The 19,789-nt window shown below is 72.4% G+C and carries 16 protein-coding genes and 1 pseudogene; 5 read left to right on the plus strand and 12 right to left on the minus strand.

Annotated elements, in window-relative coordinates:
* Window positions 1-422 precede the first annotated feature (422 nt).
* Window positions 423-2,063, plus strand: a complete 1,641-nt coding sequence (locus tag ACFRAV_RS09405) for an ABC-F family ATP-binding cassette domain-containing protein (RefSeq protein WP_382553073.1) — start codon at window positions 423-425, stop codon at window positions 2,061-2,063.
* A 149-nt stretch (window positions 2,064-2,212) separates the two neighbouring features.
* Here ACFRAV_RS09405 and ACFRAV_RS09410 read toward each other — a convergent pair whose 3' ends face one another.
* Both ACFRAV_RS09410 and ACFRAV_RS09415 read right to left on the minus strand, forming a co-directional pair.
* Window positions 2,213-2,857 (minus strand): pectate lyase, encoded by a 645-nt coding sequence (locus ACFRAV_RS09410; RefSeq protein WP_382553246.1) that lies wholly within the window; start codon window positions 2,855-2,857, stop codon window positions 2,213-2,215.
* Window positions 2,858-2,983: 126 nt separating this feature from the next.
* A pseudogene (locus tag ACFRAV_RS09415) lies at window positions 2,984-3,526 on the minus strand (RICIN domain-containing protein); the annotation flags it as partial.
* 298 nt (window positions 3,527-3,824) lie between these two features.
* Between ACFRAV_RS09415 and ACFRAV_RS09420 the strand changes: the two are divergent.
* Window positions 3,825-5,708, plus strand: coding sequence for an SMI1/KNR4 family protein (locus ACFRAV_RS09420; protein ID WP_382553074.1), 1,884 nt, complete (start codon window positions 3,825-3,827; stop codon window positions 5,706-5,708).
* A 79-nt stretch (window positions 5,709-5,787) separates the two neighbouring features.
* Here ACFRAV_RS09420 and ACFRAV_RS09425 read toward each other — a convergent pair whose 3' ends face one another.
* The 3 genes from ACFRAV_RS09425 to ACFRAV_RS09435 all read right to left on the minus strand — a co-directional run bounded on the left by ACFRAV_RS09425 (window position 5,788) and on the right by ACFRAV_RS09435 (window position 7,302).
* The gene (locus ACFRAV_RS09425; protein ID WP_382553077.1) at window positions 5,788-5,946 is read right to left on the minus strand and encodes a hypothetical protein; all 159 of its coding nucleotides are present in this window, start codon (window positions 5,944-5,946) and stop codon (window positions 5,788-5,790) included.
* A gap of 117 nt (window positions 5,947-6,063) precedes the next feature.
* Window positions 6,064-7,041: a polyphosphate kinase 2 gene (ppk2, locus tag ACFRAV_RS09430; RefSeq protein ID WP_382553079.1), complete on the minus strand. Its 978-nt coding sequence runs from the start codon at window positions 7,039-7,041 to the stop codon at window positions 6,064-6,066.
* A gap of 18 nt (window positions 7,042-7,059) precedes the next feature.
* Window positions 7,060-7,302, minus strand: a complete 243-nt coding sequence (locus ACFRAV_RS09435; RefSeq protein WP_356136024.1) for a DUF6411 family protein — start codon at window positions 7,300-7,302, stop codon at window positions 7,060-7,062.
* A gap of 407 nt (window positions 7,303-7,709) precedes the next feature.
* On the opposite strand from ACFRAV_RS09435, the gene ACFRAV_RS09440 reads away from it, so the two are divergent.
* On the plus strand, window positions 7,710-9,131 hold the full coding sequence (locus ACFRAV_RS09440) for a family 43 glycosylhydrolase (RefSeq protein ID WP_382553249.1): 1,422 nt from the start codon (window positions 7,710-7,712) through the stop codon (window positions 9,129-9,131).
* Between the two features lie 110 nt (window positions 9,132-9,241).
* Here the strand turns inward: ACFRAV_RS09440 and ACFRAV_RS09445 are convergent, their stop codons facing one another.
* Complete coding sequence (locus tag ACFRAV_RS09445; RefSeq protein WP_382553082.1) at window positions 9,242-10,381, minus strand: FAD-dependent oxidoreductase; 1,140 nt, start codon at window positions 10,379-10,381, stop codon at window positions 9,242-9,244.
* 208 nt (window positions 10,382-10,589) lie between these two features.
* On the opposite strand from ACFRAV_RS09445, the gene ACFRAV_RS09450 reads away from it, so the two are divergent.
* Entirely contained in the window at window positions 10,590-11,204 is a 615-nt protein-coding gene (locus tag ACFRAV_RS09450) for a TetR/AcrR family transcriptional regulator (RefSeq protein ID WP_382553083.1), read from the plus strand.
* Between the two features lie 54 nt (window positions 11,205-11,258).
* Here ACFRAV_RS09450 and ACFRAV_RS09455 read toward each other — a convergent pair whose 3' ends face one another.
* From ACFRAV_RS09455 to ACFRAV_RS09470, 4 genes are read right to left on the minus strand one after another with little or no spacing between them, the layout of a single operon-like run.
* Window positions 11,259-11,981: a TSUP family transporter gene (locus ACFRAV_RS09455; RefSeq protein ID WP_382553085.1), complete on the minus strand. Its 723-nt coding sequence runs from the start codon at window positions 11,979-11,981 to the stop codon at window positions 11,259-11,261.
* Window positions 11,982-12,027: 46 nt separating this feature from the next.
* The gene (locus tag ACFRAV_RS09460; RefSeq protein ID WP_382553088.1) at window positions 12,028-13,458 is read right to left on the minus strand and encodes an MFS transporter; all 1,431 of its coding nucleotides are present in this window, start codon (window positions 13,456-13,458) and stop codon (window positions 12,028-12,030) included.
* Window positions 13,455-14,285, minus strand: a complete 831-nt coding sequence (locus ACFRAV_RS09465; protein WP_382553091.1) for an SDR family NAD(P)-dependent oxidoreductase — start codon at window positions 14,283-14,285, stop codon at window positions 13,455-13,457. Before ACFRAV_RS09465 ends, ACFRAV_RS09460 begins: the two co-directional genes overlap by 4 nt.
* Window positions 14,282-15,748 (minus strand): flavin-containing monooxygenase, encoded by a 1,467-nt coding sequence (locus ACFRAV_RS09470; RefSeq protein ID WP_382553093.1) that lies wholly within the window; start codon window positions 15,746-15,748, stop codon window positions 14,282-14,284. The genes ACFRAV_RS09465 and ACFRAV_RS09470 overlap by 4 nt, the downstream gene beginning before the upstream one ends.
* Before the next feature lie 175 nt (window positions 15,749-15,923).
* Here ACFRAV_RS09470 and ACFRAV_RS09475 point away from each other — a divergent pair, with 175 nt between their 5' ends.
* The gene (locus ACFRAV_RS09475; protein ID WP_382553095.1) at window positions 15,924-17,075 is read left to right on the plus strand and encodes a helix-turn-helix domain-containing protein; all 1,152 of its coding nucleotides are present in this window, start codon (window positions 15,924-15,926) and stop codon (window positions 17,073-17,075) included.
* A gap of 334 nt (window positions 17,076-17,409) precedes the next feature.
* Here the strand turns inward: ACFRAV_RS09475 and ACFRAV_RS09480 are convergent, their stop codons facing one another.
* Both ACFRAV_RS09480 and ACFRAV_RS09485 read right to left on the minus strand, forming a co-directional pair.
* A complete protein-coding gene (locus ACFRAV_RS09480) occupies window positions 17,410-17,913 on the minus strand; it encodes an N-acetyltransferase (RefSeq protein ID WP_382553096.1) in 504 nt (167 codons plus the stop codon).
* Window positions 17,914-17,994: 81 nt separating this feature from the next.
* Complete coding sequence (locus ACFRAV_RS09485) at window positions 17,995-19,536, minus strand: xylan 1,4-beta-xylosidase (protein ID WP_382553099.1); 1,542 nt, start codon at window positions 19,534-19,536, stop codon at window positions 17,995-17,997.
* Window positions 19,537-19,789: the final 253 nt, after the last annotated feature.

A 19,789-nucleotide genomic window follows, 5' to 3' on the forward strand; every position in this document is an offset into this window, starting at 1 on the left:
CGGTCGGAAAGACGCGGCTTGCTGAGCGACGAGTGCAATTCTTAGCCACGGCGAAATCGCAAAGCAAAGATGTGACCTACGATGCTGGATCGTAGGGGGATATCGCCAGCTCGTCAGGAGAGAGGCATCGCCCCTGCTCAAGTGGACTGGTTGCTCCGGGTGCGGCTTCTAACTTCTTTCGTACGTGACGGGCGTCCCATGCCTGTCCTCACAAATGGAGGGCTTCTTCGTGGCGCCGAGTTGCCTGAGCGATGCTCTCCGTCAGGGGATCGGCGGCTGGGGAGGAACCGAGGGCTCGTCTGTCGACGGGGCTTCGGTTCGCCCGCCGCCGCTCGCGCGTGTCGGTGGGGGGCGGTCGCCCTCCGGGGTGAGCGACGGCGGGACCGGAGGCCACGTCCCCGTTCGTTAGGATCAGCCCCCTGATGACTGCCACCCTCGTCGCCAAGGAACTCGCCGCCGGACACGGTGACCGCACCCTCTTCACGGGACTCGACCTCGTCGTCGCGCCCGGGGACGTGATCGGTCTCGTGGGAGCCAACGGTGCCGGTAAGTCCTCGCTGCTCCGCCTGCTCGCCGGGCTCGACCGGCCCGAGGAGGGCGAGCTCCGGCTCTCCCCGCCCACCGCCACCATCGGCCACCTCCCGCAGGAACCCGAGCGCCGCCCGGGGGAGTCCGTGCGGGAGTTCCTCGCCCGCCGCACGGGGGTGGCCGACGCCCAGGCCGCGATGGATGCCGCGACCCAGGCGCTGGTCGACGGGGCGCCCGGCGCCGACGACGCCTACGCGGAGACCCTGGAGCGCTGGCTCGCGCTCGGCGGGGCCGATCTGGACGACCGTGCCGAGGAGGTCGCCGCCGACCTCGGCCTCACCGTCGGCCTCGACCTTCCGATGACCGCCCTCTCCGGCGGACAGGCCGCACGCGCCGGACTGGCCTCGCTGCTCCTCTCGCGCTACGACGTCTTCCTCCTCGACGAGCCCACCAACGACCTCGACCTCGACGGTCTGGAACGCCTGGAGCGCTTCGTCTCGGGGCTGCGGGCCGGCGTCGTGGTGGTCAGCCACGACCGCGAGTTCCTGATGCGTACGGTCACCAAGGTCCTGGAACTGGATCTCGCCCAGCAGCAGATCAACCTCTACGGCGGTGGGTACGCCTCCTATCTGGAGGAACGCGAACGCGCCCGCTCCCACGCGCGCGAGGAGTACGAGGAGTACGCCGACAAGCGATCCGCGCTCGAAGGCCGTGCCCAGATGCAGCGGGGATGGATGGACAAGGGCGTCAAGAACGCCCGGCGCAAGGCCACCGACAACGACAAGATCGGCCGCAAGTTCCGCAGCGAGGCCAGTGAGAAGCAGGCGGCCAAGGCCAAGCAGACCCAGCGCATGATCGAGCGTCTCGATGTCGTCGAGGAGCCCCGCAAGGAGTGGGAGCTGCGGATGGAGATCGCCTCCGCGCCGCGCTCCGGCTCCGTGGTGGCCACCCTGCGTGACGCCGTCGTGGCCCGGGGTGACTTCGTGTTCGGACCGGCCACCCTGCAGATCGACTGGGCCGACCGGGTCGCCATCACCGGCGCCAACGGTGCGGGCAAGTCCACCCTGCTCGCCGCCCTGCTCGGCAGGCTGTCGCCGGACTCGGGCCACGCCTCGCTCGGGTCGGGCGTGGTGGTGGGAGAGGTGGACCAGGCGCGCAAGCTCTTCCACGGCACGGAGACCCTGCTGGACGCCTTCTGCGCCGCCGTCCCCGACACCGAGCCCGCCGAGGTGCGCACGCTCCTCGCCAAGTTCGGCCTGCGCGCCGCGCATGTGCTGAGGCCCGCGACCACGCTCTCGCCCGGCGAGCGCACCCGCGCGGGTCTCGCCCTGCTCCAGGGCAAGGGGGTCAATCTGCTGGTCCTGGACGAGCCGACCAACCACCTCGACCTGCCGGCCATCGAGCAGCTGGAGTCGGCCCTGGAGGCGTACACGGGGACGCTGCTCCTGGTGACCCACGACCGGCGGATGCTGGAGGCGGTGCGCACCACGCGCCGGGTCGAGGTCGCCGACGGCAAGGTCACCGAGGTCGGCTGACCACGCACCGAACCGGGAGGACCGAGCCCCGACGGTCCGAACCCGGAGGGCTCGAACCCCGAGGGCCCGATCGCGGAGAGCCCGATCGCGGAGGGCCCGTCCCTCCCGGCGCGGCGGGGAGGGACGGGCCCGGACGGGCACACCGCTGCTCAGTCGACGTACGTGATCTCCGACGCGGAGTAGATGCAGTACGTGCCGTCCGCACCCGAGCCGATCTCGCTCGGCTCACCGCTCGTCGTGCCCTTGTACTTGGTGCAGATCTTCATGTCACGGCCCTCGTCCTCGTAGATCGTGACGTCCGAGATCCGGGCCGTGTCACCGTAGTTGGTGTTGATACCGACCAGGCTGGTGCCCGGCGCGGTCGCCCAGATGTTCTGCAGCTGGATGTGGCGGGCGTTCTGCGTGGAGCAGTTGCCGCAGGAACGGACCAGCTTGCCGAAGTCGTCGACCTGGAAGTTCTTCACGACCAGGGTGCCGACGCCGTTGTGCTGGAACACCTTGTCCTCGGCCAGCCTCGCGCCACCGCCGTCGATCGTACGGACCGTCGAGGAGGAGCCGCCGCGGAAGGTCGCGGCATCCTCGCCCACGTCCTCCCACCAGACGTTCTTGATGGTGCAGGTGCCCGCGCAGTGCACACCGTCGGCGGCCGGAGCGCCGAGGATGACGTTCTGCAGGGTGGCGCCGTCCGCCAGCTTGATGATCGGGGGCTGGTCCTCGTCCTGCCCGCCGCTGCCCAGATCGCCGCTGCCGTAGAGGCGCTTCATGCCACCGTCGTACGTGCCCGAGACCTCGATGGTCGCCGAGACCGCCTGGCTGCCGTTGGCGGTCGGCCACGACGGCCGGTTCGTGGGCGGGTCCGTCGGGTTGGTCGGCGGGGTCGTCGGGGTGGTCGGCGGATCGGTGGGGACGGTGCCGGACGCCGTGAAGGTCCAGCTCTTGCTCGTCACGGAGTCGCAGGAGTTCTGCTGCACCAGAGCACCGGAGGCGGTCGAACTGTCCTTGACGTTGAGGCACTTGCCGCCGTTGCTGTTGACGACCCGGTAGGTGTTGCCACTGACCGACGTCAGGGTCCACACCTGGGTGGCGGTCCCGGCGCAGTTCTGCTGCTCCACGGCCTTTCCCGCGCTGGTGGAGGCGTCCCGCACGCCGGCGCACTTGGCGCTGTGCGCGGCGGCCAGCGTGTAGCCGCTTCCGGAGGCGGTGAGCTTCCAGGTCTGGCTCGCGGCTCCGGTGCAGGGGGTCTGGGCGAGCTGCGTGCCCGCGGACGTCGAGGCGCCCGGCACTCCCAGACACAGGCCGCTTGCTAAGTTCTTCAGGCTGTACGAGCCTGCGGCGGGTGCCGCCGAGGCCGAACCGGTCGCGAAGAGGGCCGTGAGGCCCGCGACGAGGAGGGAAACCGCAGCGACGAAGACGGCGGCGGTACGGCCGCCACGCCTTCTGACGTGCTGATTCTTGGTACGCACTGGCTGTTCCTTTCACCGCCTGCGGCGTCCTCCGCAGGCACCTGTTGGGGGGTTGGTGCGGTGGTGAAGGGCCGATTCCCGGTCAAGGGAATTCAGTACAATGAATCATGTTCGTGTATGTGAACAGTTCTTGACGGTACGGCGCGTGCACGGAGTGGTCAATGGGTTGCGCGGAAGAGTGGGTGTCGGCCGGCCCGTCATGCTCCCCGCGGCGAACGCACCAGCTCTGACCTGGGCTTCCTGCGAGAACGGGCTGCTCGGCGGCGGCGATGTCGGTGCCGGATGGAACGATCCCGGCATGATCGACGAGACGTTCGACTGGCCATCCTTCCTGCATCGCTGGCAGGAGGAGTGGGATCCCGACCCGGAGCGTGACGAGCCCTCCGTGCTTGGCCGACCGGCCGCGGCCGAGGAGACGATCGCGGCGGCGGAGCGGCGGCTGGGCATGCGGCTGCCGCCGTCCTACCGGGGGTTCCTGGCCGCCAGCGACGGGTGGTGGGTGGGCGCCATCGCCTCCGTGTACCGGCTCGGCGGTGTCCAGGACGTCGACCGGTTCGACGACCGGTACGGGCACGCCGAGATGTACGAGGAGTCCCTGGACGACGACCCGGCGGACCCGGAGGTGCTGCTCGCCGGCATGTGGCGGCGGGCGCTGCGCCTGGAGACCGAGGGCGACGACGGCTGCCACGCCCTCCTCGACCCCGGAGACACGGACCCGGACGGGGAATGGGCCCTGTACGTGTACCAGGGTTGGGGTGGGGAGTACCCGACGCGGTACCCGTCGTTCAGGGCGTACATGGAGGCGATGTACCGGGCGTTCCACGGACGGACCGTGGACAGCGGGCGGCCGTTCGTGAACACCACGACCCGGGAGCAGGACGCACGGGTGGCCCGGGCCCGGGACGCGGCACTGTCCGGTCGTTGGGAGGAGGCGGAGCACCTGCTCGCGGAGGCAGCGGAGTTCGGCCGTCCGGGCGCACGCGGCATGCTCGAACAGATCTGGCAGCTGGCAGGACGGCCGTACAGGACCGCGTTCCACCGGTTGCTGGACGATCCCCGGTACAGCGCCGACCTGGTGCCCGCGCTGGTGGCGGCGGAGAGCGGGGTGCGCGGTCGGCCGAGCGAGTGGACGCGGCGCATGGTCGCCGCGCGGGTACCGGACGCCGAGGCGTCGATCCTGGATCCGATGGAGGACGGAACCTACCGGTACCGGCCGACCGGACCCTTCGGCGAGGCGGTGGCGCGGGCACGGGAGCTGGCCCGCTGGGGTGACACCGACGCGGCGTGGCGGACGCTGCGGACCGCGCTCCCCGCGTGGGTGCGGCCCGGTCCCGACCTGATCGCCCCGGTGGGGCTGCTCGGCGATCCGGTGCTCGGCTCCCTGCTCACACCGGAGCGGGGAGCGGCGTTGCTGGCCACACCTCGGGCCGGCGGATCCGGTCCCGCGCCGGCTCTCGCCGGGGACCTGGACCTCGACCCGCCGGGACTGACCTGGCTCACCGAGCCGGCGCCCTACCGGCAGGTACCGGCCGGGTACCGGTGCCTCTGGGTGGAGGGTGTGGAGCCGGCCGGCCTGCCCGCGCTGATCGGCGAGGAGGGCGCCGCCATGGGCGAGTTGGCCGACGCGGGGCGGGTCCGTTTCAGCGGCCGCCGGAACGAGGGCGAGCAGCCCTGGGAGGACCGGGCGAGGACAGTCGTGGGCCGGGGTGGCGAGGGCTGGGCGTTCGCCTTCGAGCCGCACCCGCCCTCGGGGCCGCACGAGCGATACGTCTCGCCCGCGGTGGAGGCGTCCCACGGGTCGCGTGCGGTGGTCGTGTGGAGCACTCCCGCCCGCCATCCGGGAGGGGACCCCGCCGTCTTCCACCTGTCGGTCGCGGAGGACGGCGTGGAGCGGTACGCGTTCACCGTGCGCGGCACGGAGATCGAGCGCTCCGGCGCGGTCCCCGCGACGCTCGACCCGGAACCCTTGTTCACCCGCGGGGAGCAGGACGACCCCGGTCACGGGCAAGCGGGCGAACGTCGCGCCCTGGCCGCGATCGGCGACGAGTTCGGGCTCCACCTACCCCGTTACGCGGTGACCCGGGGACGGCTCCACAGTCTCACCACCCGCTCGTGGAACCGCGAGCCCCGGGAGGGGGAGTCGTACGCGTACATCACCCTCGGCCGGATCGGGCCGTCGTGACCGCCGGAGCGTTCGTGGCCGGTCAGGGTCGGGGCCGGAACCGCCGGCTCCGGCGGAACGACGTCCGCGGCCGTGCCGCTCAGCGCGGCGTAAAGGCGTCGAAGGCCTCGTGTTCCCGGCGGGACTCACGGAACCGGCCGACGGCGAACGCGCAGACGACGACCAGTACGGGCGTGAGCAGGACCGCAGCCAGGGCTTTCGCCCAGGGTGCGGTCCTGTCTGCTTGCTCTGCTCTCACGAATCGCTGTCCCTGAAAGGAGAGTTGGCCACCACGCGGCGCAGGGCCGCAGAGTCGGCGGAGGATCTCACGCCGACACCGGTTCGCCTCGCGCGTCGTCGCGGCGACGCGCGACGTTCAGGCGGCGCCACCCGGCCGTTGGTCCCCGCGGTCGGGATGGAGCCCGGGGCCGCGCCGGTCACCGGCCAGCGGAGTGGGGGAGAGGTCGGCGGGCTCCTCGCCGGGTTCCAGCAGGGTGTCGGCCGAGCCGACGATCAGCGGGTCCGGCGTGCCCACGACGGTGTGGTCCTTGAGCGGGTAGGCGCAGCGGTCGAGCAGGCTGCGCATCGCCTCCAGGCGGCCGCGCCGCTTGTCGTTGTTCTTCACCACCGTCCACGGGGCGTGCGGCGTGTCCGTGGCACGGAACATCTCGACCTTCGCGGTCGTGTACTCGTCCCAGCGGTCCAGCGAGGCCAGGTCCGTCGGCGACAGCTTCCAGCGGCGTACCGGGTCGACCTGCCGGATGGCGAAACGGGTGCGCTGCTCGGCACGGGAGACGGAGAACCAGAACTTCACCAGCAGGATGCCGTCGTCGGTGAGCATCCGCTCGAACATCGGCGCCTGCCGCAGGAACCGCTGGTACTCCTCCTCCGTGCAGAAGCCCATCACCCGCTCGACACCCGCCCGGTTGTACCAGGAGCGGTCGAAGAAGACGATCTCACCGCGCGCGGGCAGATGGGACACGTAACGCTGGAAGTACCACTGGCCCGCCTCCCGCTCGGTGGGCTTCTCCAGTGCCACCACGCGGGCGCCGCGCGGGTTCAGCCGCTCGGTGAACCGCTGGATGGTGCCGCCCTTGCCGGCCGCGTCCCGGCCCTCGCAGACCACGACGATCCGCTGGCCGGTCTCCTTCACCCAGCGCTGCATCTTCAGCAGCTCGATCTGCAGAGCCCGCTTCCGGCGGTCGTACTCCGCCCGGCGCACCTTCTGGGCGTAGGGATGGTTCTCCTGCCAGGTCTTGATGGGGCTGCCGTCGGCGTTGAGCAGGACCGGCTTCTCCGGCCGCCGCTCGTTCACCGTCAGGCCGTCGAGAAGGTCGTCCTCGGGCTCGTCCACTGCGTCCTCTCCCGGTGATCAGAACGGCAGGCGTCGGCGCGCCCGCCGGCCGGCGGAGCCGCTGCGGCCCACGGCACGCGAACTGGAGCTGAAGGGCTTGCTGAGCAGCCGCCCCAGCGGGCCGGGCGCCTTGGACCCGGTGCGCGAACCCGCTCCCAGCGCACGCTGTGCGCCGTTCTGCGGGTGCCGGGACAGCCGGGGGAGCAGGAAGGCGAGCACGGCCAGGACGACACAAGCTGCTATCACGCCGACAATCATCACGCGGAACTCCTGAGGTCTGGACGGTAAGGCCGCAAATGCGCCGCGTGTCGGTGGTGACCCGCGTGCGAGACCCGCCTGCCCGCTCGCGCCGTGACCAGTCGCCCTTCGTTCCGCCGTCCCCCTCCCGGCCGTCCCGCCCCGCCCTCCCGGGCGTATCCGCCCTCCCGCGTCGCGACGGTCTCCGGCGCGGTGCGGCGGCCGCCGCCGTGTACCGCCGGATGCCGGATGCCGGATGCCGGATGCCGACGGAGGCGTTGACGACGTGATCCGCGGAACCTAGCCTCTCGCCGAGGCTACGAGCCGTGCTCGGTACATCGGCAGTGTGTGAACGTCCGGCGCCCGCACCCCCGCCCCGCAAGGGAGTAGTCGTGAGACCTGGCCTTACCCGCCGCTCGGCCCTCGGCGTCATCGCCGGTTCGGCCGTCGCCACCCTCGCCGGCACCACGGCCACCACCGCCCACGCGGCCGTGCCGGCGTCGCCGGGGGTGACGTACCGGAACACGCTCGTCGAGCAGCGGGCCGATCCGCACATCCACAAGCACACCGACGGCTACTACTACTTCACCGCCACCGTGCCCGCGTACGACCGGATCGTGCTGCGCCGCGCCACCACCATCCAGGGGCTGTCCTCGGCCGCCGAGACGACCGTGTGGACCAAGCACGCCGGCGGCGCGATGGGGTCCCACATCTGGGCGCCCGAACTGCACGTCGTCGACGGCAAGTGGTACGTCTACTTCGCCGCCGGCGACGCGAACGACGTGTGGAGGATCCGGCCGTACGTCCTCGAGTGCGCCGCCGCGAACCCGCTCACCGGGACGTGGACGGAGAAGGGCCGGATCGCGCTGCCCCTCGACACCTTCTCGCTGGACGCGACGACCTTCGCCGTGAACGGCACCCGCTACCTCGCCTGGGCGCAGAACGACCCGGCGGTCGGCGCCGGCACCAACCTCTACCTGGCACGGATGTCCAACCCGTGGACCATCACGGGTACGCCGGTCATGCTCAGCCGGCCGACCGCTTCGTGGGAGACCGCGGGAGGCCAGACCGTCAACGAGGGCCCGGCCGTCATCCAGCGCAACGGCAAGGTCTTCATGACCTTCTCGGCCAGTGCGACGGACGCCAACTACTGCATGGGCATGCTGACGGCGTCCGCCTCCGCCGACCTGACGAAGGCGTCGTCGTGGACCAAGACCGCGGGCCCGGTCTTCGCGAGCAACGCCGCCACCGGCCAGTACGGCCCCGGGCACAACCAGTTCACGGTCTCCGAGGACGGCAGGTCGGACATCCTGGTCTACCACGACCGCGGCTACCGGGACATCAGCGGCGACCCCCTCAACGACCCCAACCGCCGTACGCGGGTCCAGAAGATCTACTGGAAGGCCGACGGCACACCCGACTTCGGGATACCGGTCGCCGACGGCGTGACACCGATCCGGCTCTCCTCGTACAACTTCCCCGACCGGTTCGTCCGCCACTGGGAGTTCCGCGCGAGGACCGACGCGAACGTCAGCCCGCTGGCCGACTCGCAGTTCCGTGTCGTCTCCGGGCTGGCCGGCGGAGGCACCGTCTCCCTGGAGTCGGCCAACTTCCCGGGCTACTTCCTGCGTCACCGGAACTTCGAGGTGCGGGTGGAGAAGAACGACGGCACGGCCGTGTTCCGCGGCGACGCGTCCTGGTCGGCGCGGGCCGGCCTCGCCGACTCCGCCGGCGTCTCCTACGAGTCGTCCAACTTCCCGGGCCGCTACATCCGCCACTTCGACCAGTTGCTGCAGGTGCAGGCCCTCAGCACGGCGACCGACCGGGCCGACGCTACGTTCTACACCCAGTGAGGCTCCAGTGAGGCTCCAGGGGGCGCCCGAGCGGTCGGACCGTTCGCCGGTGCTCGTCGTCGGGTCCGGCGGCAGGCGGCGCTGACGCTCCGGGGCGTCGGCGCAGCCCCTCACTGAGGGACGTCCTCGTCGGGCCCGGGGCCCTCGGCTTCGAGGAGGTGTGCGGCGGCGCCCTCGAGCATCTTCGCCGTCTCGGTCGAGCGGGGGAGCATGGTCGTCCCGTAGGCGCGGACGGCGTCGTCGACGGTGGCGGCGCGCGCGAGGGCGAGGGCGAGCTCGCAGGCGTCGAGCATGGCGAGGTTGACGCCGACGCCGAGCGGCGGCATGAGGTGGGCCGCGTCGCCGAGCAGGGTCACCGTGGGACTGTGCTCCCAGACGTGCGGCACGGGCAGGGCGAGGATGGGGCGGTCCACGTAGGCGCCCTCGTTGTCCGTGATCATCCGGCGCAGCCGGGGCGACCAGTGGGCGAAGCGCTCCAGGAGCAGGCCGCGGATGCCCGCCGTGTCGTCGCGCCGCAGACCGCGCGCCGCGATCCAGTCGGCGGGGACGCGCTGGACGATGTAGACACGGATCCGGTCACCGCTGTTGCGCTGGGCGAACAGGGCGCGCTCGCCGTCGGCCGCGTGCGCTCCGCCCCGGCCGACCAGTTCGGCGATCTCGGGATGACGCCGGTCGACGTCCGAGAACCACGCCTCGAGGAAGCTGACACCGCTGTACCCGGGGGTCGCGGGGGAGACGGCGGGGCGGACCCGGGAGAAGGCGCCGTCCGCGCCGATGACCAGATCGGCTTCGGTGGTGCTTCCGTCGGAGAAGTGCAGCCGCCGCGGCCCCCGGGCCGGGCCGCTGACACGCTCCACGCCCCGGCCCCAGCGCACGGTGCCGGGGTGCAGCGAGTCGAGCAGCATGCCGCGCAACTGTCCGCGGTCGATCTCGGGCTTGAACAGCTCCCCGGGTTCCGGCATCCGATGGAACGTGAGCGCGCCCGACGGGTCCAGCCGGCGCATCTCCTGGCCTTCGGGGCGGGCCAGTTCGAAGAACCTCTCCAGGAGGCCGGCCTCGCGCAGGGCGATCTGACCGTTGTCGGCGTGCAGGTCCAGGCTCCCGCCCTGATCGCGCGCCTCGGGGCGGGCGTCGCGGTCGTGGACGGTGGCCCGGATGCCGTGCCGCTGAAGGATGCGGGCGCAGGTCAGTCCGCCGGGGCCGGCCCCGACGATGCTGATCCGTGCGCGGCTGGGGTGCGGAGAGGTCATGGGTCGCTCCTCGTCGGTGGTCGTGCGGGAGAGGTCCGGGCGCTGAGCGGGGCGCGGCGTCAGGACGCAACGGCAGAGCGCGGCGTCAGGGCGCGGAGCCGGGACAGAGCCGGGGTGCAAAAGGAGAGTAGATGTAAAAGTGTAATCCGACAACTTTTTTAGTGAGGCCGCTAATTTACGGAAGCCGCTGTCGGATAGGCTCACGCCCATGACCGAACCCCCCGCCGAAGCCCCCGTCGGACGCCGTGAACGCAAGAAGGCCGCCACCAGGAAGGCGATCGCCGACGCCGCGCTCCGTCTCTTCCTGGAGCGGGGATACGACCAGGTGAGCGTCCGGGACGTGGCCGAGGAGGCCGACGTGTCGACCACCACGGTGTTCAAGCACTTCACCGGCAAGGAGGCTCTCGTCTTCGACCAGGAGGAGAGCACCGACGCCCACCTGATCGCCGCGGTGCGGGAGCGCGCCGACGGCGTGGGCGTCCTCGAGTCGCTGCGCCGGCGCCTCCTCGACACCTGGCTGCCGATCGCCGACCACCCGCAGAACGAGGAGTTCTTCCGACTGGTTGACTCCACACCCTCGTTGCGTGCCTACGCCGAACGCATGTGGGCCCGGCACACCGACACGCTCGGCGCGGCGCTCGCCGACGAGTTCGGGGTGGAGCACGGCAACCTCGCCTGTGTCACCCTCGCCCGCTTCGTCCTGGAGATCCCGGTCCTCGCGCGGGGACAGAAGGACCGCAGGGCCGCCGTCGAGGAGATCTTCGACGTCCTCGCCGACGGCTGGCGTCCGCCGGGCGGGACGGCGGTCACCCGGGCCGGCTGAGCCGGCGTGCGGCTGCCGGACCGGGCGCCCGCTCCCGTCCCGCGATACGCGCCGCTACCCGACGGCGCCGGCCACCAGCCAGACGCCGCCGAACAGTGAGACGGCCAGGATCCCGGCGCGCACGGTGGCCGCCCCCGTCCGGCCGGAGAGCAGCAGCCCGGCCGCCGTCCCGAGGGCGAGCGCGGCCAACTGGGCCGGGTCGGGGAGCACGAGACCGAGGACCAGGGCGGTCACGAGGTTCTGGACGCCGAAGAACGCCTGCAGGCTGCCGCGGGCCTTGCGCGGCTCCCACCCGGCGTTGGCCACGTACAGGCCGACGGGCGGGCCCCCGACTCCTCCGACCACGTTGAGTGCGGCGCTGGCGGCCCCGACGACGACCACCGCTTCGCGACGCCTCAGCCACGGGGAGCGCAGGCCGCCGGCGAGCAGGAGCGTGGCGCCGATGACGCCCACACCTCCCGCGAGGGCGAGCCAGCGGGTCTCGACGTCGCGGACCGCCCAGGCGACCACGGGGGTGAACGCCAGCGTCGGCACGAGCAGACGGGCGACCGCCCGAGGCTCGACGTGGGCGCGGTTGTTCCACAACGGAGCCACCGAGGAGAGGGCCGCGAGCACGAGCGTCACCGCCACGCCGTCGCGAGGCCCCATCACCGCCACGAGGCAGGGCGCGACGACCAGCGAGAAACCCATGCCCGTCGCCGCCTGGGCGACGGCCCCGACCACGACGGCGGCCAGACCCACGAGGGTCCCGAGCGAGCCGACGTCTCCGATCACCACGTCTCCGGTCGCCGCGTCACCACGTCGCCGGTCGTCGCGGCACGGGTCACCGCGTCGCCGCCGTGTCCGCGAGCTGATCGATTCCGCAGCGCCGCTGGATGAGCCAGGCGACGGCCATGAGGGCCGCCGGCACGACGGTGAACCCGAGCAGCACGGCCTGGACGGCGCCCGCGCTCTGCGTCACGCCCTCCCCGTCGACCGCGGCCGCGAAGCCGCCGACGGCCAGCACGGCCGAGTAGACGTACGGACCGGCGGCGGTTCCGACGGCCTCGGTGGCCGTCCATACCCCGGTGTAGGCGCCCGCCCGCGAGTGTCCACGGCGCTCGGCGGCGGCCACGACGTCCGGCACCATCGAGAACGCCAGCAGCTGAAGCCCGGCGAAGGACGTGCCCAGCAGCGCGACGACCACGACGGTGACCGCCACCGGCACGTGGTCCCCCGCGACGAGGACGACACTGCCGAGGACGAACAGCAGCTGGGCGAGCAGCAGCCCGCGCTGCTTGCCGATCCGCCCGGAGACACGGAGCCACACCGGCGAGGTGATCATCGCGGGACCGAGGAACGCGCCCATCAGGACAGCGGTGAGGCCCGAGCGGCCGAGCACGTGCTCGGCGTAGAACGGCACGGCGGCGAGCACCAGGTGGGTGGTCGTCCCCGTGAACAGGTAGGAGAGCACCAGCAGCCGGAAACCACGATCGGTCCAGGCGAGCCGCAGGTCGGCGAGGGCGGACTGGGAGTGCGCGGCGGGCTCCCGGAAGCCGCAGGTGTCGTTGAGACGGCGGACGCCGCGGATCGCCACCAGCGCCGTGACCAGCATGAGGGCGGCGAAGACGAACGCCATCCGGGTGTAGCTGCCGCGCTGCTCGTCGGAGACCAGCACCGGGGCCAGGACCCCGGCCACCAGCAGGCCGACGGTGAGCAGCACCATCCGCACCATGAAGACGCGGGCGGACTCGTGGGAGCCGACCCGCAGGTCCGAGGGCGTGGTCAGGTAGGGCACCTGGAACGCCGCGAAGAGGAGGTTGCCGACGACGTACCAGGCGGCGACCCAGACGGCGGCCGGGGTGCCGTGCAGCCCGCCGGGGACGGTGAACATCGCGATCATGGCGGCGCCCAGCAGCAGGCCCCAGCGCATCATCCCGCGACGGTTCCCCCGCCGACGGGCCTGACGGTCCGAGAGGGTGCCGAAGACGGGGTGGACGACGGCGTCGACGACCTTGGGGATCAGCAACGCCAGGCCGGCGATCAGCGGGGAGACGCCGAGAGTGTTGGTCAGGAAGTACAGCAGGAGCAGGCCCGGGACCGTCACCCAGGCGCCCATGCCGAGGGAGCCGGCGGCGTACCGCAGCAGCGGTCCGCGCTCGGCCCGTGCCGGCTCCCCGTCCTCCGCGACGGCGGTGCCCGGTCCGCCGTGAGGACCGGATCCGACGGGGGAGCCCGGTCCGTCGTGAGCGGGAAGCGTGTCCGGGGCCCTCACTCCGCGGCCTCCGCGTGGCGCGCCACCGCACCGGCCGCGAGCTCGGCGTCGTGGAAGGCGCCCGACCGGATGCGCGAGGAGAAGGTGCGCCGCACGATCCGGTCGGTCAGCGACGGCAGGTGACGGGCGAGGAAGAACTCCACCGCACCACGACGCGTGGTCGGCAGGTCCCGCCGCGCCCGAGGTGAAAGGGCGGCGCGCAGCACGGTGTTCACCACGCCCTCGAGCGGCTCGTAGGAACTCATGCCCTCCAGCGACAGGCCGGCCCGGGCGGTCGAGTCGTGGATCGGGCTGCGCACGGCCGACGGGTAGACGCAGGTGACGCCCACGTGCGTGCCGAGCTCCAGGCGCAGCGCGTCGGCGTAGGCGACCAGGGCGCGCTTGGACGCGCCGTACGCCGCGGCGAGCGGCAGCTGCATGACGGCCATCCGCGAGGTGAGCATGACGACGCGGCCGCGCGAGGCGACGAGCGCCGGAACGCAGGCCGCGCTGACGCGCCAGGTGCCGAGCAGGTTGATGTCGAGCTGGCGTCGGACCTCCTCGCCCGGCGGCAGCTCGGCCGGGGCGGGACCGCCGATGCCGGCGTTGTTGATCAGGATGTCGAGCCCGCCGAGCTCCGCCAGAGCGGTGGCCACGGCCGCGGGCACGGCGTCGTCGTCGGTGAGGTCGCAGGCGACGACCGTCATCGGGTCGTCGTCGCGCGGCGCGACGTCGAGCCCGACGACGTGCGCGCCCCGGCCGATCAGCTCGGTGGCGAGCGCCCGGCCGAACGTGCCGGAGGCCCCGGTGATCAGGACGCGCAGACCGGTGGCGTTACGCAGGCTCATGCGGAGACCTCGTCGGTGGTGGGGGACGCGGAGGCGTCGGTGCTGGTGTTTGTGCCGGTGTCGCCGCCGGCTTGGGTGCCGGTGCCGGTGCCGGTGCCGGTGTCGGCTTCGGTGCCGGTGAGGCGGGGTTCGAACGCGCCGCCGTGGGCGGCCAGCCGCTTCCTGCCCGCGGCGAGCTCGCGCGGCACGGAGGCGATGTAGGCGTCGAAGTCGATGCGCATCGCGGGGCGCTTCTCCCCCCACCGCGCCCGGGCGTCCCGCAGCGTCCGGTCGGCGATGCGGCGACGCTCGTCGACGTCCGGCAGGGCGTAGCGGCCGCCGAGGTGCGCCGCGACGAGTTTCGCCTGCGCCTCCACGACCGGGAGCGCGGCGCCGGTGGACTGCATCAGGCCGACGAAGGCCAGGCTCGGGTCGTCGAGGTGGAAGACGCGGTGGTGCAGTCGCAGCTTCTCCGGGTCGGCGCCGATCCAGCGATCGGAGAGGAACGGGATGGTGACGCGGTAGCCGGTGGCCCACACGATGGTGTCGACGCGCTCGGCACGGCCGTCGGTGAAGACGACGCGGTCGCCGTCCAGCCGCTCGATCCCCGGACGTGCCACCACCTCGCCGTGGGTCAGCCGGTGCAGGACGGTGTCACTGATCGTCGGGTGGTTCTGGAACAGGCCGCCCGCCGGGGCCGGCAGGCCGTAGTCCTCGGGCCGGCCGACCGCGACACGCAGCATGGTCTCCGCCAGGCGCTGGCGGATCCGCCACGGAAGCCCGGCGATGGCGCCGCCGGTGGCGTCGGCAGGGCGGCCGAAGAGGTACTTCGGGACGATGTGCACGCCGTGCCGGGCCGAGAGGAGTACCGGCGAGGCGGCCACGTAGGAGGCGTCGACGGCGATGTCCATGGCCGAGTTGCCCATGCCGACGACCAGCACGTGACGGTCGCGGAAGATCTCCGGGTCGCGGTAGTCGTGGGCGTGCATCTGGACGCCGTCGAACGTCCCGGGGTAGCCCGGCTCGGGCAGCCGGGGGTCCCAGTTGTGGCCGTTGGCGACGACGACGGCGTCGTACCGGCCCGCGCCGCCGTCCTCCGTCGTCACCGTCCACGCGCCGGCCCGGGCGCCCGTCTCCTCGCGCTCGACGCGGGTCACGGTGCTGCCGAACCGGATGCGCCCGGTCACGCCGAAGGTGTCGGCGTAGTCGGCCAGGTAGCCGGCCACCAGCGACGCCGACGGGTAGTCGACCCAGTCGGCCGGCATCGGGTGGTCGGCGAACTGGGTGCGGCACTTGCTGGTGTTCAGGTGGAGCGAGTCGTACGCCGGGGAGAGACCGCTGCCGTTGTGGCGGTCCCAGAGACCGCCGGGCCGGTCGCCCTTCTCGTAGGTGACGACGTCCGCGCCGATGTCGAGCAGCGCCTTGGTGGTGGCCAGGCCGGCGGCGCCGGCGCCGATGACGGCGACGCGGGCGGGATTGCTCATGCGCGTTCCTTCTCCTGTTCCGAGCGGTGGGACCGACGGCTCGGGCGGTGGGGCCGGGAGCTTCGTCTGGTGGCGGTCACAACGCTAGGTCGCCCCACCTCCTCGCGGACTGGCCGCGGCCACCGCGTTCGAGGGCTTGATTGTGGCCCGCCACAACCTGTGGAACGATGCAGCCGTGAAGGACGAGGAGCACGACTGGCAGGCGTTCGTCGACCTGATCGAGCGGGTGCTCGCCGACGAGGATCTGCTCCCGCAGGTGGTCGCCGCGGTGCGCAGCCACGTGCAGGAGTCGGCCACCCTGCCGGTCTCCGACATCACCGGCCACACGAGGGTCCTGCTCACCGCGGCCGCCCGCGCGCTGGCCGGCCGCCGGGCCCCGACCGAGGCGGAGTTGACGGTCGTCGAACAGCTCGCCGTCACCCGCGCACGGCAGGGCATCCCCATCGACGTGGTCCTCGGCTCGGTGCGGATCTCCGAGCGCGCCATCTGGGCCCGCGCGCGCGAGCTGTCCGAGGCCGCCGGGATCCCGGCCGAGCGTGTGCTGGACGCCCGCGAGCTGTACGACGACTGGGCCGACGCCGTGCGCGCCCGGCTGATCCGCGCCCATCGGGAGGCGCCCCGCCAGCACGACGGCTGGGACCGGGACGCCGAGTCGATGCGTCGCCTGCTCGAGGGCGGTTCGGCCGCCGCCCTCGCCGCCGCCGAGCGGGGCTTCACCTCCGGCACCGGCTTCTGGGTGCTGGTCACCCGGCCCGGCGACCCCGCCTCCGCCACGGCGCTGCGCCGCCTGACCGAAGGACGCTCGGCCGAGGGCGGTGGGCGAGGGCTGGCCGCGGTGGTCGACGACACCCTGGTCGCTGTCGTGGCCGGCCGTCCGGCGTTCGGCTCCGGCGGGGCCGGGCAGGTCGTCGGCATCGCCGGTCCGGTCGTGGCGGAAGAACTCGGCCTCGCGCACCGGCTGGCGGCGGCGACCGTCCCCGCCGCGGAGGTTTCCGGCCTGTCCGGGCCGGTCCACATCAGCGCCGTCGCCCCGGCCGTCGCGCTCCTGTCCCGGACCGACCTCGCCGCCGCCCTCACCGCGCACCACCGTGCCGGTCACGCCCAGCTCGGCCCCGCCGCGGGCGCCGTCGCCCGCACCGTTCGCGCGTGGCTCGAGGCCGACCGCGACGCGGCGTCCGTCGCCCGCACCCTGTACGTGCACGAGAACACCGTGCGCAACCGCGTCCAGCGCTTCTCCACGGTGACCGGCATCGACCCCCACAGCACCTTCGGCGGGATCACCGCGTGGTGGCTGTGCCACGCCTGGACGGTCGACGCCGGGGCGTAGGCACGGAGCTCGTCGCCACCCCGGCCTGCGGAACGGGCCGGCCGCCGGCCGACGTGCGGGTCCGGCCCTCGGAGGACGACGCGTCACGCGGATCGGCGTAGGCCAAGGAGCAGTTCCGCCGCCAGGAGCACCGCGGTACCGCCGGCCACCGCGGTCCACACCTCCGGGCCCGTGCCCGCGTCGTGCCCGTCCGGGTGGAGCATCCTCACGCGGCCCTGGGCGGTCGTCCCGCGCGGGCGACGATGCGCAGGGTGGACGCGAACGTCTGCGGCCGGCCGGCGGTTTCCCACCGCCGCGAGTCAGGGACCGGAGGAAGGGGGACGGCGGCGGTCCCTTACGTGTCGGAGTGCTCCGGCAGAGCGAGCCATTCCTGCCAGGAGATCTCGCGGCCGACGAAGCGGGGTCGCTGGAACGGCCACCCGGCGGTGATCCACCGCGGCACCAGTGCGTCGAGTTCCTGCTCGAGTTTGCTGCCCACGAGCTCGTCCACCACCCACCATGAGATCTCGGCGTCCGCGCCGGACCTCTCCGGCGGGTCGATGTAGACGCAGCCGAGCAGAGCCGTCTCAGCAGCGTCGAACAGTGCGTAGTTGAAGGACTCGTGTGCGGCGATCTCCTTCTCGTGCCGCAACAGGTCGGCCTGGTCGGCCTCGTAGGTCATGGTGGCGGCGGGCCAGCCCCAGGCCGGGCCGTAGAGGTCCCACAGCCGCTCGCGCGAACCCATCACCGCCGGATAGTCCAACGGGGTGTCCGTCTCCCGGATCGGGCGCAGATGATGACCGCCGTCCGGCAGCGGTACCCGTACAGGATGGACGAAGTCTTCGGGCAGCCAGCTCATGGGGCCGACCGTAGCAGCGCGCGGCCGTCCGCTCCCCCGAGTTTTCCGGGGGCGGCGGGCCCCCGGGAAGGGGGGCGGGCGTCACACCCCGGGAGCCTCGGCATCCTCGGCGCCGCGGCCGAAGAGGCGGTCGTCACGCCACCATGCCGGCGTCTCGTCGACGACCGGGGTGAGCTCGAGCAGCGTCACCTCGTTGCGGCCCAGGACCAGATCCACGTCCGCCCGCCCTCCGGCGACGGGGACGCTCCGGTGCGAACGGGCGGGTTCGGCCGCCTCGCGGAGCGCGTCGAGCAGGCGGTGGCCCGGCGCGAGTGGCCGTCCCATCTCGCACCAGGCCGCCCATGCGTTGCCGGCGTCCTCGCTCACGGAGAGCCGGCGCGCGTAGGCGGACCCGCGGGCCCCCGGCGCGCCGACGGGCAGGGACAGCCGGACCGTGTGACCGCCGACGGGCTCGCCGCCGGCCGGGTCGGCCGGCGCCCACGCCAGCACGGTGACCCTGCCGTCGTCGTGCCGTGTCACCAGGTGGTCCTCGCCCCGGGCAAGGATGTGTGCGCCCATCTCGGCCATGAACGCGTACAGGTGGTAGGTGGGCTTCTTGATCTGGCGGTGGGTCAGCAGTCCGAAGCCGCCGTGGAAGGGAGCGGTGGGGATGCCCGTCTCCTCGAAGACGTCGCTGAAGGTCCAGTAGGAGAAGGAGTCCGCGTGGTCGCCGCCACCGGCCAGGACCGGGGCGAGGTAGGCCGCGTGGAACGCGGTGTCGTGGATCGGGTTGTCCGGCCGGTAGGAGGAGTTGAACTCGGTGATGTGCACCGGCAGGTCCGCGAGGCCGGTGCCCGCCAACTGCCTGCGCGGAGCGCCGAACTGCTCGAGCAGCGCCGAGGCCGGCATGAGGGTCTGGTGCGTTCCGAACGGCACGTGCTGTTCGGGTCCGGACGCATAGGCGTGGCGGCTCACGAAGTCGATGGGAACGTCACGTCCTTCGACGAACTCGGCGAAGCGCAGGATCCACTCGTCCTCATACCCGGGTGCCAACGAAGGCCCGCCGACCTGGAGTTCGGCGTCGACGTCCTTGACGGCCAGCGCGGTCACCTCGTACAGCCGGTGGTACGCCTCCTGGTCGGCGGCCCAGAACGGCGCCAGATTGGGCTCGTTCCACACCTCGACCGGCCAGCGGCGCACCTGGTCCAGGCCGTAGCGGTCGGCGAGATGTCCGAGGACGGCGCGGACGAGGTCCGCCCACTCCTTCTCGTCGCGAGGGGGAGTGACGTTCCCCTTCCACCAGAACACGGTCTCCTCGCCGGAGGCGAGCCCGGACGGCATGAAACCGAGCTCGAGGAAGGGCGCGACGCCCTTCTCCAGGTAGGCGTCCACCACCTGGTCGAGGTAGGTGAAGGCGTGGCGTACGTGCCGCCCGCCGGCGTGCTGGTAGGGCCGGTGGATGCCCATCCCGTCGCTGAGCAGGCCGTGCCCGCGGATGAACCGGAACCCGATCTCCCGCTGCACGAGGTCGAGTGAGTCCTGGTAGTCACGCCGCAGCGCGAGGTCCATCCGGCCCGTGCCCACGCTGTGACGCCAGGCGTCGGAGAGCCGAGCCGTCGGGCGGCTGGGAACGACGATCCGCATGGTGGAGACGGTCCTTTGCTGCCGGGGGCGAGGCGGGGGCGAGGGCGAGGGTGCTCCGCGAGCGGTTCAGGGGGCGGGTTGAGCGAGCGGTTCCGGGCACCCTAGGGAGCCGCCGAAAACGGTGTCAAGGCATGGGACGCCGTCACTGCCCGGTCCAGTAACAATTCAGCAATCTGCGCAAACTTTGGGTAGTACCCGCATGGTTCAACGCGGTAGACATTGCGGCGACTTGACGGACGGCCATTAGTTTGCG

The sequence above is a fragment of the Streptomyces sp. NPDC056600 genome, assembly GCF_042792855.1.
GTDB lineage: Bacteria > Actinomycetota > Actinomycetes > Streptomycetales > Streptomycetaceae > Streptomyces.

Excerpts from the sequence above, each read along its gene's own strand:
- ACFRAV_RS09480 (WP_382553096.1), bottom strand. The coding sequence starts at position 17,913 with ATGAGCTGGCTGCCCGAAGACTTCGTCCATCCTGTACGGGTACCGCTG.
- ACFRAV_RS09420 (WP_382553074.1), top strand. The coding sequence starts at position 3,825 with ATGATCGACGAGACGTTCGACTGGCCATCCTTCCTGCATCGCTGGCAG.
- ACFRAV_RS09485 (WP_382553099.1), bottom strand. The coding sequence starts at position 19,536 with ATGCGGATCGTCGTTCCCAGCCGCCCGACGGCTCGGCTCTCCGACGCC.
- ACFRAV_RS09405 (WP_382553073.1), top strand. The coding sequence starts at position 423 with ATGACTGCCACCCTCGTCGCCAAGGAACTCGCCGCCGGACACGGTGAC.
- ACFRAV_RS09450 (WP_382553083.1), top strand. The coding sequence starts at position 10,590 with ATGACCGAACCCCCCGCCGAAGCCCCCGTCGGACGCCGTGAACGCAAG.
- ACFRAV_RS09445 (WP_382553082.1), bottom strand. The coding sequence starts at position 10,381 with ATGACCTCTCCGCACCCCAGCCGCGCACGGATCAGCATCGTCGGGGCC.
- ACFRAV_RS09470 (WP_382553093.1), bottom strand. The coding sequence starts at position 15,748 with ATGAGCAATCCCGCCCGCGTCGCCGTCATCGGCGCCGGCGCCGCCGGC.
- ACFRAV_RS09465 (WP_382553091.1), bottom strand. The coding sequence starts at position 14,285 with ATGAGCCTGCGTAACGCCACCGGTCTGCGCGTCCTGATCACCGGGGCC.